This is a genomic window from Bacillus sp. C30 (assembly GCF_040838255.1).
Lineage (GTDB): Bacteria > Bacillota > Bacilli > Bacillales > Bacillaceae_G > Bacillus_A > Bacillus_A mycoides.
Genome location: NZ_JBFPJH010000084.1, coordinates 1 through 12,874, shown reverse-complemented (window position 1 = coordinate 12,874; position 12,874 = coordinate 1). Strand labels below are relative to the sequence as shown.

Here is a 12,874-nt window from a genome sequence, read left to right as displayed (position 1 = left end):
ACGGGCAGTAAGACCCCCACCTCAAAATTCAGCGAAAGCAAAGAAGTTAGGTGGGGATCAACTGCCCGTAAAAGCCCGATTGGTGAAGGCTAATAATCAGTGGGGGGCGTCCCCCACTGATTAAAGTTTCACTTTATTATAGAAGGAAGTGTATATATGAAAATTATGGACTATTACATTCGTTTAAGATTACATGCACAAGACCAACAACATATACGAAATAGCTTACAAGAATTAGCGGATGTTTTATATTGCAGTACGAAAAACGTAAAGATTTTATTAAAGAAAATGAACGAGGAGCAATTAATTCACTGGACTCCAGGACGTGGTCGCGGAAATAAAACGGAAATTTTATTTACACATAGTTTCCTAGAAGCAATTGAATCCTATACAGATGAACTGTTAGCGCAAGAAAAGTTAAAGGATGTTTTTCTTCTTTTAAAAGAACCTCTACCCCTTGCACTTCAAAAAAAGATAGAAAATAAACTACATCATCATTTTGGATACAAACCTTCAAATGATATGTACGACATATTGAAGATTCCTATATCAAGAAAGATATTCCCATTAGATCCGGCTTTTGTGGCTGTAACTACGGAGAGCCATCTTACGAGTCAAATTTTTGATACGTTAGTCGTTTATAATGATGTTACTGAAAAAATGGAACCACACATTGCACATACGTGGGAATTAAGTGCAGACGGGCTTACGTGGACCTTTTATTTACGAAAGGATATACATTTTCATAACGAAACAGTTCTAACTTCTAAAGATGTACAATTTTCATTTGAAAGATTAAAACAAATCCACTCCCCTTTCGAATGGTTAACAGAAAAAATTGTTCAAATTGAAACACCATCACCACTGCAAATACGATTTCATTTAGCAAAACCTAACGTTTTTTTCTTACGTTATGTGAGTTCCATGCAACTCGCAATTTTACCGCATGATGCAGTTATTCAAAATCATCACTACATAGGTACTGGACCTTTTAAACTTACTCATTACTCTGAAGACAATATCGTACTCGAAGCGTTCACCCATTATTTTAAAGAGCGTGCGTTATTAGACCGTATTGAATTTTGGGGTATTCCTGATCATTTGCAAATAGATGCTGATTATGAACTACCAAATGAAGAGGAAAATGAAAGGCATGATATACAAATAGAAGAAATAGGTTGTATTTATGCTAGCTTCAACTTTACAAAACCTGGTCCTCATCACGACATTCACTTTCGAAAAGCTTGGAGAGAACTATATGACGTTGAAACGATACTTCATAGCATAGAGCGCAGACGAACAATTGCTGCATCAAGCTTTTTTCCTGAAAGAAGCCGCCAAGTTCCTAACAGGTCCTACTCTTTAGAAAAAGCGAAAGATTATTTAAAAAAGAGCACCTATAATGGAGAAACGATACATATTTATTTCTTCGCATTTAAAGATAGTGCAAATGATGCACATTTCCTAAAAGAACGCTGCGAACAATTAGGAGTACACGTAGAACTTCACCCATTTCTCGTTTCAGATTATATGAATCGTTCTATTGATAAACATGCGGATATTATTTTCATGGGGGAAGTATTTGCTACCGATCATGAAATTGCATTTTTAAATGTATTTAAAAATAAAAGTTGCTTCGTAAATCGATTCATGGACCCACACTATGCAAAACAAATTAATTGTTTACTTGATACCTTTTTATTAGAAGACAATAAAGAAAAACGGTATAAGCTCATGTATGAGATTGAAGAGTTTTTACAAGCTGAAAACATCATTTTATTTAACTATCACGTTTTAAAAAGAAAAACATACCCTTCTTCTTTAAAAAACGTAACAATTGATTCATTCGGTTGGGCGAATTTTGCGAAGTTATGGATACAGCCATCCACGTATTAAAATATGAGTTTTTATAAAAGGAGAAGAACCATGAAACGCAACCTAGAAAAAAGACTTTCCTATCTATACACAGGTGAGTTATTTTCAGTCATTACTTTTATTTTCACAAGTTACTTACTTAATTATGCTTATCCTACGTTACATTTATATTCCCTATTTTCTTTTTGGATCTCATTTCTTCTTTTAGAGTTTATCTTATTACAAGGAGCAATTTACTGGTACGTAAAGCGGAAACGACTAAAAAAAGAGAAAACATCTATTACACCTATTAGGATGATTCAATATTTAAAAGTACTTAAAAAGATAAATATAGCATTGATTGTCACGGGATTTATTACGTTTACTATTGATTTTGTAATTTGGTATCCCCACTTACCTTTAGGCGGGGTATCATTCACTCTATTTATTTATATTTTTGCATTACTTGAGTACATTAACTATTATCATACTCAGCTTTCATACGATAACATCTCTGATATTAAACATTTAATCAAATCAAAAAAACTAAAACCGTCCTGTATAAGTAAAGATTTTCAACGTATTTCATGAAAGAGAAGGTACTACATCCTTAGTAGTACCTTCTTCACATACAGATACAAACTATTATTTAATTACTCTATCTAAGTGATCTTTCAAGTTCAATAAATATTGCTCAATATCCGGATTTTTCACCACATCATAACAAGCAAAACTCTTTAACGGACTCATGCCAAGAAACTTCTGCACACGATGTAAATGACTAAGTGCTGATTCTAAACTTTCTCCTTCAAAGAACTTCGTCTTATCTCCAAATGCTTTTTCAGGTGCGTTCCAAGTTGTAGAAAACATATACTGCTTCTCTTTTAATAAACCGCCTGTTCCATATTCATCTACACCTTTAAAGAACAAGCCATATTCATATACTTCATCCATATAAGTTTTAAATAATCCAGGAACACTAAACCAATACATTGGTGTTTGATAAATTACAACATCGGCCCATAAAAACTTCTCTTGTTCTTCTTTAATATTGTAGCCATCTTGAATCGTTGTTGTTTTCACATGATGATTCTCACTTAATACAGTTACCATATAATCAACTAACGTTCTATTTAATCGTCCTTCTTTCGTACCGTATTTTTCATGTCTATTTATAATCAATATATTTTTCATCACTTTTCTCTCCCCTATATGATCTATTCTTCAGCTATTAAGCCGAGTTGCTGCTTCAGCGTAAGATTATCTTCTAAATGCCAATCTTCCGTTATCTTGCCGTCCTTCACATGTAAAATATCAATTGCAAAAAAATTGATTTTCTTATCATTATGAGTTCCTGTAAAAGAAAGACGAGCTGTTACTTTATCACCAACGACTAATAAATCTTCAATCTCGCAATGTATATCAGGAACGACTTTACGAAAATTTTGTGCCGCAAATTTTAATCCTTCAGTGCCTTGTGGGCGGCCTTTCGGCAACGTATTATCGAAGAAATTTTCCGTAACTGTCTGCGGAATAAGCTCCTCTTTACCTGTATCCCAAAATGCATAAAAACGCTGCGCTGCATGAACTCTTTCTGTCGCTTCCTTTTTATTTAGTGAAGGATCGATTGTCATTGCTTTTGGCTTTGGCATTTCTTTTAATAACTGGATTTCCGTTTTTTGCTCACCACTACATGCTACAAGCACAATACAAATTACAAAAAAACTAAAGAACCCAAACAACTTTTTTATACTCATGGAAATCACCTCCTTCTCATACAAACCCTTTGTATTTCGTATTGCTATTGTATATGCATTAACTTCCTTTATGGAAGTAGTGATATTTTTTTCATATAGTTACCAAAAAGATAGTTTTGTGATACGATAAGGTAAATTCATCCAAAAAATTTTTATGGAGGCTATTTCCATGAGCAATATAGATCCAGTTGTATTAACGAAAGGTTTACCTGGTATACCTTGTCCTATCGCTAAAACGCTTGACGTAATTAGTACAAAATGGACGTTTTTAATCATTCGTGACCTTCTTATAGAAGGAACTTTACGCTTTAGTGATTTACAAAAATCAATGGACGGGATTAGTCCGAAAACTTTATCGCTTCGCCTAAAAGAATTGGAAGCACAAGGGATTATAACGAGAAAAGTATATCCAGAAGTTCCGCCTCGTGTAGAGTACACATTAACGGATAAAGGAAAGCAATTAGAGGGGATATTTATTGAATTAAAGCGGTTTGGATTAAGTTTATAAACGAAAAGCCCCTTACCATAAAAATAGTAAGAGGCTTTTCGTTATTCACTACATTACTTCGCAAAACTTTCAGCTAACTGTTTCTCTCTCCACATAAATGTAATGCCGAGACCAACGATTAAAACAACACCTGAAAATGCATATGGATAATTAATGTTTATATCAAATAATATTCCGCCCATCGCTGGTCCTGCGATATTTCCTAAACTCGTATACGTTGAGTTCATACCAGCAACGAATCCTTGCTCTTTTCCAGCTGCTTTTGATAAAAACGTCGTTAAAGCTGGACGAAGCAAATCAAATGCTAGGAAAATAAAGCAAGTAACGAGAAGTACAATCCAATAATTAAAGACTACAGTTGAGACGAATGCTAATACTGCACCTACAATTAAACATATTTGAATTAATACTTTCTCACCGAACATGTCAACCAATTTGCCAAACATAAATACTTGCACAACTACCCCAAAGATGGAGCTAATCGTAATAATTGCAGCAATATCTTTCGGTGTAAAACCAAATTTATGATCAGAAAACAAACTAAAAACAGTTTCATATGCTGATAAACCGAATGCGAGTACAAATACAATAATAAATGCGATTGCATACATTGGATTTAATGATTTCTTTAAATCTCCGATAAAGCTGGATTCTTTCGTATTAGCTGCAATCTCTGCAAGTTCTTCTTTCGTTAACGGCTCTTTCAAAATAAATATAGAAATCACGCATGCAACAAAGGCAATCACTGCTGCCACAAAGAACGGCACACGTATACCGTATTCTGCAATAAACCCGCCGATTCCAGGCCCTATAATAAATCCGGTACTAATAGCCGCTGAAAGATATCCCATCGCCTTTGGACGTTCTTGAATAGAAGTAATATCAGCAACATATGCCGTAACACCCGGCATAATAAACGCGGCACTAATTCCGCCTAACACCCTCGCTGCATAAAGCATCCACACATCTGTACCTAATCCAAAAAGAAGCTCTGAAACACCAAAAATAAATAATCCAATGATTATCATTTTCTTCCTACCGTAAATGTCGACCCAACGACCCGTAATAGGTGAAGTAATAAGCTGCGCCATTGCAAACACTGCAACGAGATAACCCATCGTCTTTCCTGTTAAATTCATATCGTTCATAAAGGACGGCATAACCGGAATGATTAATCCAATCCCTAAAAAAGCGATAAATATATTACTCAAAAGAATGATCAATACCATCTTTTGTTCTTTTATCGGTTTCTTCAATTTTTAACACCTCTTCCCGTAGTTCCTCTCAAAAATAATGCCCAAGAAGCTTTTTCTTTATCCTGCTATTTGTGGGCTCATACTGAGTAAAGATGTCCCCACTCATTAGAATTTCACTCTATCCTTCCACACATACATAAACACAGGGTGAATGACTATCATTCAGTTTCCCGCAGAAATGAACCTACCTTTTCAGACAGGTTCATCTTACTACTTCTTTATTATGTAGTGCATGTGTTAAAAAATCTAGTACTTCTGCCTTTTGTAGCTCGACTTGCTCATCATCTTTATGATCATATAAATAAACTTGTTCCGCTGCTGATTCAACAAGAGCGATAAATAACTTCGCTGTTCGCTCTGCGTGAACCGAATCACGAATTTCACCTGATTCTTTTGCCTCACTTAAAAAGTCACTTAGCCATATATAAAGAGGCTCATATACAGCTTCCCATTCTTTTATATGTTCAGTTGATGCAAGGCCCGCATACATTAATGCTTGTATTTCACGATATTCAGCTATAAAGGTAAATACCGCATCTATTACTTGCTCAACTTTACTTGAAAAAGGTGAATCGTTCTGTACTTTTTCTTTCACTGCAAGTATCATCTTCTCAACCATCACTTCTGCTATTGCAGGCATAACAGATAACTTAGAAGGAAAATATAAATAGAAAGTTCCTTGTGCAATGCCAGCCAATTTCACGATATCAGAAATCTTCGTTTTTTCAACGCCCTTTTCCTGAAACACTTCAATAGCTGCATAGACAATTTTTTCTTTTTTATTCATCATCTAAACCCTTTCACACGCGTATTGAATGACTGTCACTCATTTTATAAAATAACTAGCTGTACTGTCAATCATCGTGCACTTTTCATAATAAAAATCTCCCAACAAATCGTTAGGAGATTTAACTTTAATATCCTTTTCTTATGAAAGAGCCTTTAATCCCGTAACTCCACATACAATAAGAGCTACACTAATCAAACGTGCCTTACTTTTTGATTCACCAAACAGAAACATATTTAATAAAACAGCTCCTGCTGTTCCAATGCCAATCCAAACCGCATAAGCTACACTTACTTGTAAGAACAAGAAAGATGTGTATAAGAATGCAAAGGAAGTTGCAAATCCACCTATATAAATCGCTCCATTTGCTAACGTCTTATCTTTACTATACATTTTAAGGCCTATCACACCGACTATTTCACTAATTGCAGCACAAAATACGAAAAACCAACCCATTTTTAAGCAGCTCCTTCCATAGTTTCTTCCGCGGTTTCTTCTTTATTATCAGCCAATTTTAAACCGATAACGCCCGCTACGACCATCACGATAAAGAATAGTTTTCCTACACTGAAACTGCCGCCGAAAAGGAATACATCCATTAGGAAAGTACCTACCGTACCAGCTCCGGCAAACACAACATATACAGTCCCTGTTGCAAGATGTTCGCACGCTTTCGATAGGAAGTAAAAATCAACAGCGATAACTCCTACAATAATGACCCAATGCCACCAAGTATGAGCTGTATTAAAACCAAACACCCAAAAGACTTCAAAAATACATGTTAATATGACATATAACCAAGCTTTATTTTTCATATCTCTCACCTTCTATTATTTACTGACTGACCGTCAGTCATTTTTAATTTAAAAAATATAATCTCACTCTAACTACTATTTAAAAAAACAATATCATCCTCATTTATCCTTATATTTGTTCCGTTATTAAGCTAACTACATATAAAAGTTGCTTATCTACACCCTTTCACAGAAAAAAATGACTGAATGTCATTCATAAACATTCTACATGACCAATTGATAAAGTGTCAACACCCGGATTCTATTAACCAAAAAATATTTTAAATTTCTTAAATCCACATGAATATTTCTTAATAATCTGTCAATAATGGTAGTAACATAATATTTTCTCCATTCCCCCCTTGGAGATCCCTTTGAATCGAGCAGTTGCTTTTAGCTAACTGCTCTTTTTTAATTTATCGGCACATTATAATAAAATACTCATAGATAAATTCCAAAACAAAGACCTGTACTCCCTTTTCAACATGCAACAAAGAACGAAATATTTTGTACGCTATTTACTTTTCAACGAGTCTTTGTATGCAATAATTTTATTTTCAAGCATCTTCTCTGTAATTTCTAAGTTTTCTCTTTGAGTTCGAATAGATTTTTTATGATTTTCTAACAGTTGTAAACGAGCTTCGGTTGTATGCTCTCCTTCTAAATATAATCTAGCGTATTCTCTTATTTTCGCTATCGGCATTTGCGTTTGTTTTAATTTCATTACAAACTGCAACCACTTTATATGCGATTCTTCATACAGTCGATTTCCATTTGCATCGCGATTTGCAATTAATATGTTCTCCTTTTCATAATAACGTAATGTATGTGTGCTCACTCCTAATAATTTAGCTACCTCGCTAATTGTGTACATACTCATACTCCCTCCACATGCCATTTACCATCATATATTTAACTTCTTTATAAAAAACATTTGACTTAGAGTATACTCTAACAAATAAAATCTAACCATACTAAATTAATTTGAACTTAGGGGGATTTTATATGAAATATACTGTTATTACTGGTGCTAGTTCCGGAATTGGCTATGAATCAGCTTTAGCCTTTGCATCTCGCGGAAAAAACTTAATACTTGTAGCTCGAAGACAAGCAGAATTAGAAGAATTAAAATTGAAAATTAACGAAATGCATCCGGAATTGGATGTTGTCATTCGAAGAACTGATTTATCCGTCACTGAAGAAGTTTATAAATTTTATGAAAGTCTACAAAGTTTTCAAATTGAAACGTGGATTAACAACGCAGGTTTTGGTAATTTCGCCTCAATTGCTGAACAAAATTTAAACAAGATAGAAACGATGTTGCATGTAAATATAGAAGCACTAACAATACTATCTTCCCTTTTCGTTCGAGATTATTCAATGACCGAAGGAACACAGCTTATTAACGTTTCATCAGGCGGTGGATACACGATCGTTGCCAATGCTGTTACGTATTGCGCTACGAAATTTTATGTAAGTGCATTTACAGAAGGACTATCTCACGAACTGAAAGAACAAGGTGCAAAACTACAAGCAAAAGTTTTAGCTCCTGGTGCAACTGAAACAGAATTCGCAAAACGTTCATTTAATATTGATGAGTTCCAATACGATAATGTTGTACCACAATTCCACACTGCAAAACAAATGGCACAATTAATGCTCGACCTTTATGATAACGATAAAGTTGTAGGACTTGTCGATGGTTCTACGTATAACTATGAACTTAGAGATCCACTTTATAATTTTGCCGTGAGAAAAACGAATTCAAATTCCTAATACCATCTCATTTTGTATTAAAATATAGATGCCCACTATTATTTGAATAATAGTGGGTGCTTTTTCTCTAAAATTTCATCCAACATGCCGAATCATCGCCACTTCATCGCAACAATCAAATTTTGGACAATGTCTACAATCAATCCATACTTTCTCTGGCAATGATTCTTTATTCACAAAATCAAATCCACACTTTTGAAAAAAATCTGTTTCATATGTTAAAGAAATTACTCTATTCACTTTTATTTTTGCTGCCTCATTCATTACATGATTCACTAACATACGCCCTATCCCTTTTCCTGCATATGTATGCGAAACTACTAACGATCGTACTTCTGCAAGATCCTCTCCTAACACATGTAAACCAGCAACTCCAACGACTTCCTCTCCTTCTTTCATAACATATAAACATTGTAAATATTGCTAGAGAGACAAAAGAGAACGCGGCAATACAACTCCTTCTTTTGCATACATTTCAATGAGATTATAAATTTCTTTCACATCACTTGTAACCGCATTAAAGATTTTCATATTATATCCCCTTGCCCCCAGTGTTAATATTTATAACATTATATGAATTTTAATTCATAATTTCATATAATAATACATCTCTCTTTTCTCTCCGTCAATCACTTTTCTGAATTTTATATAAACAAAAAACCAAGCAACTTAATCGATGCTCGGTTCCTCATTTCGTATCGGCAATACCGTCGAATATTTAATTTCACGAAGTGCTAAACTCGTCTGTATCCGTGTAATACCAAGCTTGTTCAACTTTCTAATAAACTGCTCCAGTTCTTTACGATCACGATTCGCAACTTTTAATAAATAATCATACTCTCCTGTTAAACAGTGACATTCTAACACTTCAGGCATAGATTCTAATTCTCGTTCTAACACTTCCAGCTTTTCATACTGATGAATATTCGTACTCATAAAAATGAAACATAATAAATCAAATCCAAGCTTTTCTTGATTTAAAATTGCTACTTGCTTATCAATAAAACCTTCCCCATCTAACCTTTTTATTCGTGCATGCATCGCAGCTGGAGATAAATTAACACGGCGTGCAAGCTCTGCATTACTTACTTGTGATTCTTTCTGCAATATATCTAAAATTTTCACATCCAAATCATCAAGCACTTTAATAACAGATGACTCCATCAAAATTCCCCCTTTTTTCTTACCGACGATTATTCGAAGAAACATCTCATAACTTATATAAAACTGAATGTTTTTCTGTAAATAAGATTTCTAACGAAACATTTTATCGAGTTTTTACCATTATACAAAAGAATATATTAGATAATAAAGAAAAATGCTAAAATTATTTACAGTTCATTCTTATTTCAACAAAGGGGTTTTTAGTATGCCTTATTTTTACGTCTTTTTACTATTATTAACAAGCTTATTATGGGGAGGAAATTTTGTCGTTGGGAAATCACTTGTCGATCATGCGTCTCCGATGACACTGACAAGTTTAAGATGGATGATTGCGATTGTTTGTTTATTACCACTCGTATGGTTTAAAGAGAAGAAAATTATTCCACCGCGTGCTGCTATAATCCCGTTAGTAATTATGGGAATTACAGGTGTCGCTCTTTTCAACATTTTTCAATTTTTAGCATTAGAAAAAACATCCGCAACGAATGTAGGTCTTATTTCTACATTGAACGCTATTTCAATTGCATTATTTTCTGTGCTATTTCTAAAAGAAAAAGTAAATACACTTCAAATTCTTTCTATGATTCTTTCATTTTTCGGGGTTATGCTCGTCCTTTTAAAAGGAAATTTCGCTCTTTTATTTTCACTACATTTTAATAGCGGAGATTTATGGATGATTGCGGCTGTTTGTATTTGGGGAATCTATTCTGTTTGTAGTAAATGGGCTACAAAAACAACTACACCACTCATGGCAACATTATATTCTGGTATTTTCGGCGTTATTTTATTACTACCATTTAACATAGGAAGCTTCACTGTTTCCAATATTAATTCTTCTTTCATTACATCACTTTTATATACAGGACTCATTTCAACGGTACTTTGTATGGTGTTTTGGAATATTGGTGTACAGAAATTAGGCGCTACTACATCGGGGATTTTTCTAAATTTCAATCCAATTTTCACAGCTATTTTAGCATTTATTTTCCTTGGAGAAGAACTAACATGGATTCAAATTTTCGGGACAATTATCGTCGTTACGGGGGGCTATTTATTCTCTCATTTTAAAACTGTTTCTCCTCAGACGACTAGAGCTTTAGTACGGAAGCATTCTTAATGAAAAAGCATCGCCACCAGAGTGGCGATGCTTTTATTTACCTTTCATTTCTTTCACATACTGTTTTTCTTCTTCTGGCGATAAACGTTCTGTTGCCTTTCCGGTATCACCACCTTGAATTTCCCACAAAAAGTTATGCTCCTCAACCGTCTGTGAAAAATCCCCTTTCTCCCAGCGCTCTAAAGTAGAAAGTAGCTTTGCTTTATATTTAAAATTAGTACTGCTTTCTACTGCGTTCTTCGCACTACTAATTTCCTTATTTGTCATTTCGATAAATCCCCATTTCTCAGAGGATTTCACTTTTTGATGTACCATCCTATGCATTGTAGAAATAATTTCATCTTCACTAACTTGTGGCTTCTCTTCCTTTACTTTCTTCTCCTGTTGATCCATTACTTTTTGTACTTTAAGGCTCTTCTCCTCCTCCTCTATATAATTAAGAAGTTTAGTAACACCGAATACAGCTCCTACCGCAATTACAATCATTGTAATTGTCCCTATTATCCATTTTTTCATATTATGTACTCCCCATTCCCCCTAATAATTACATAAACAAATGGAATCGCCTGCACATAGTCGATTCCATTTGTTTCCTTATTTTATTTTAAGCCTTCATCGCTTCTCGTACAATGTAACTGTCCACATATTGCTTAAATTTTACGATTTTTCCATTTTCAAGCTGCCATACATGAACAAATTCCGCCTCAAATGATTTTCCCGTCTCTTTATAAACTCCTGAATAAACACCTTCAGCAATAATTACATCTTTTCCGTTTACTTCATGGTACGTCTTTACACTCGCTTTATAATCATCCCATTCTGATCCTAAACGACTAAATACATTTTCCATTATAGCTTCTGTACCTATATACGTTCCGCCGTACGGAAAACCTTCTGCCTCTGTCCATTCCACTTTTTCAGAAAATGCTTCTGCTAAATGTTTTGCATTCGAAGAAGCTGATCCTTCATACGTGCTTTGAATAATTTCTAAATTTGTTTTTTGCTTCATTATTTTTTCGCCCCAAATGCGTTTGCCGCTAAAACAAGTCCAATTTCTAACGCTTTAACGTGTGGGAACCGCTCCTTTATTGCCGTTTGAATTTCTTCACTTGAAGGATTTCCTGCAAGAACTTCATCAAATGCAACTAAATATTTACGAGTATGTTTAATCGCGTCTGCTGTATTTGGTACGTCATAATCACGATGACCCGCTACAACAATTTCAGGATGAAGATTTTCAAGTTCACTTAATGTTTCTAACCATTTATGACGAGCTTCAGCATCTGTTTCTAACGTCCATACGAAAGTATTGTTATAAACGATATCGCCTGTAACAACGGCTTTTAATGATGGAATCCATACATAACTATTATTCGGTGTATCACCTTGCAAACCACCTTTAATGATTAAATCATTTCCCTCCAAAATCAATTTCTCTTCTGTTAATTCCTCTGGAACAATTGGTTGATGAGGAACATTATGCCCAATAGATGGTTTCCACTGTTCCACTTTCTTCTCAAATGTGTTACGAATATCTTCAACAGTATTCCGTAATGCAACAATCTTCGCTTCTGGAAATGCTTCATGTAATACATTTAATCCAAAATAGTGATCTGGATGGAAATGAGTCACATAAATATGAGTTAAATTCTTTCCTGTTTCAATAATTTGAGCTGCTAAACGGTGCGCATCACTTAATAAAAATTGTGCATCGATAAGAATTGCATCTTTTTCTCCGTATACAATTGTGGATGTAACTTGAAATGCTTGCTCAGATCCTGTAAAAACCTCTAAATGTAATTTTGACATGTTATTTCCTCCACTTTTTATTTACTCTTTTATATTCCTTTATTCTTTAAGC

The 12,874-nt window shown here is 34.3% G+C and carries 16 protein-coding genes and 1 pseudogene; 5 read left to right on the top strand and 12 right to left on the bottom strand.

Annotated features, from left to right (window positions below; all coding sequences use genetic code 11):
- Positions 1 to 156 precede the first annotated feature (156 nt).
- Both AB3X49_RS10785 and AB3X49_RS10780 read left to right on the top strand, forming a co-directional pair.
- Complete coding sequence (locus tag AB3X49_RS10785; RefSeq protein ID WP_367961978.1) at positions 157 to 1,896, top strand: SgrR family transcriptional regulator; 1,740 nt, start codon at positions 157 to 159, stop codon at positions 1,894 to 1,896.
- A gap of 30 nt (positions 1,897 to 1,926) precedes the next feature.
- Complete coding sequence (locus tag AB3X49_RS10780) at positions 1,927 to 2,445, top strand: hypothetical protein (RefSeq protein WP_002186656.1); 519 nt, start codon at positions 1,927 to 1,929, stop codon at positions 2,443 to 2,445.
- A gap of 54 nt (positions 2,446 to 2,499) precedes the next feature.
- On the opposite strand, the gene AB3X49_RS10775 is transcribed toward AB3X49_RS10780, so the two are convergent.
- Together AB3X49_RS10775 and AB3X49_RS10770 are read right to left on the bottom strand one after the other, a co-directional pair.
- The gene (locus tag AB3X49_RS10775; protein WP_367961976.1) at positions 2,500 to 3,048 is read right to left on the bottom strand and encodes an NAD(P)H-dependent oxidoreductase; all 549 of its coding nucleotides are present in this window, start codon (positions 3,046 to 3,048) and stop codon (positions 2,500 to 2,502) included.
- Between the two features lie 23 nt (positions 3,049 to 3,071).
- Positions 3,072 to 3,611, bottom strand: coding sequence for an ester cyclase (locus AB3X49_RS10770; RefSeq protein ID WP_367961974.1), 540 nt, complete (start codon positions 3,609 to 3,611; stop codon positions 3,072 to 3,074).
- 169 nt (positions 3,612 to 3,780) lie between these two features.
- Here AB3X49_RS10770 and AB3X49_RS10765 point away from each other — a divergent pair, with 169 nt between their 5' ends.
- A complete protein-coding gene (locus tag AB3X49_RS10765) occupies positions 3,781 to 4,119 on the top strand; it encodes a winged helix-turn-helix transcriptional regulator (RefSeq protein ID WP_002166316.1) in 339 nt (112 codons plus the stop codon).
- Between the two features lie 53 nt (positions 4,120 to 4,172).
- Here the strand turns inward: AB3X49_RS10765 and AB3X49_RS10760 are convergent, their stop codons facing one another.
- From AB3X49_RS10760 to AB3X49_RS10740, 5 genes are all read right to left on the bottom strand, one after another.
- Entirely contained in the window at positions 4,173 to 5,375 is a 1,203-nt protein-coding gene (locus tag AB3X49_RS10760) for an MFS transporter (protein ID WP_367961971.1), read from the bottom strand.
- 202 nt (positions 5,376 to 5,577) lie between these two features.
- Entirely contained in the window at positions 5,578 to 6,165 is a 588-nt protein-coding gene (locus AB3X49_RS10755) for a TetR/AcrR family transcriptional regulator (RefSeq protein ID WP_367961969.1), read from the bottom strand.
- A gap of 138 nt (positions 6,166 to 6,303) precedes the next feature.
- Positions 6,304 to 6,618, bottom strand: coding sequence for a DMT family transporter (locus tag AB3X49_RS10750; RefSeq protein WP_000539672.1), 315 nt, complete (start codon positions 6,616 to 6,618; stop codon positions 6,304 to 6,306).
- Positions 6,619 to 6,620: 2 nt separating this feature from the next.
- Complete coding sequence (locus tag AB3X49_RS10745) at positions 6,621 to 6,977, bottom strand: DMT family transporter (RefSeq protein ID WP_367961966.1); 357 nt, start codon at positions 6,975 to 6,977, stop codon at positions 6,621 to 6,623.
- Between the two features lie 493 nt (positions 6,978 to 7,470).
- Positions 7,471 to 7,830, bottom strand: coding sequence for a MerR family transcriptional regulator (locus AB3X49_RS10740; protein ID WP_002087388.1), 360 nt, complete (start codon positions 7,828 to 7,830; stop codon positions 7,471 to 7,473).
- Between the two features lie 131 nt (positions 7,831 to 7,961).
- Here AB3X49_RS10740 and AB3X49_RS10735 point away from each other — a divergent pair, with 131 nt between their 5' ends.
- Positions 7,962 to 8,732 carry an SDR family NAD(P)-dependent oxidoreductase gene (locus AB3X49_RS10735; RefSeq protein ID WP_367961964.1) on the top strand — a complete coding sequence of 257 codons (771 nt, stop codon included), beginning with the start codon at positions 7,962 to 7,964 and terminating at the stop codon, positions 8,730 to 8,732.
- Between the two features lie 75 nt (positions 8,733 to 8,807).
- Here the strand turns inward: AB3X49_RS10735 and AB3X49_RS10730 are convergent.
- Positions 8,808 to 9,263, bottom strand: a pseudogene (locus AB3X49_RS10730) (N-acetyltransferase).
- 138 nt (positions 9,264 to 9,401) lie between these two features.
- Positions 9,402 to 9,896, bottom strand: a complete 495-nt coding sequence (locus tag AB3X49_RS10725) for an Lrp/AsnC family transcriptional regulator (protein ID WP_002188423.1) — start codon at positions 9,894 to 9,896, stop codon at positions 9,402 to 9,404.
- 205 nt (positions 9,897 to 10,101) lie between these two features.
- Here AB3X49_RS10725 and AB3X49_RS10720 point away from each other — a divergent pair, with 205 nt between their 5' ends.
- Positions 10,102 to 11,013 (top strand): DMT family transporter, encoded by a 912-nt coding sequence (locus AB3X49_RS10720; protein ID WP_367961961.1) that lies wholly within the window; start codon positions 10,102 to 10,104, stop codon positions 11,011 to 11,013.
- Positions 11,014 to 11,046: 33 nt separating this feature from the next.
- Here the strand turns inward: AB3X49_RS10720 and AB3X49_RS10715 are convergent, their stop codons facing one another.
- From AB3X49_RS10715 to AB3X49_RS10705, 3 genes are all read right to left on the bottom strand, one after another.
- The gene (locus tag AB3X49_RS10715; RefSeq protein WP_367961958.1) at positions 11,047 to 11,529 is read right to left on the bottom strand and encodes a PRK06770 family protein; all 483 of its coding nucleotides are present in this window, start codon (positions 11,527 to 11,529) and stop codon (positions 11,047 to 11,049) included.
- An 88-nt stretch (positions 11,530 to 11,617) separates the two neighbouring features.
- A complete protein-coding gene (locus tag AB3X49_RS10710) occupies positions 11,618 to 12,022 on the bottom strand; it encodes a nuclear transport factor 2 family protein (RefSeq protein ID WP_002140494.1) in 405 nt (134 codons plus the stop codon).
- On the bottom strand, positions 12,022 to 12,822 hold the full coding sequence (locus AB3X49_RS10705; RefSeq protein ID WP_367961954.1) for an MBL fold metallo-hydrolase: 801 nt from the start codon (positions 12,820 to 12,822) through the stop codon (positions 12,022 to 12,024). The genes AB3X49_RS10710 and AB3X49_RS10705 overlap by 1 nt, the downstream gene beginning before the upstream one ends.
- Positions 12,823 to 12,874 lie beyond the last annotated feature (52 nt).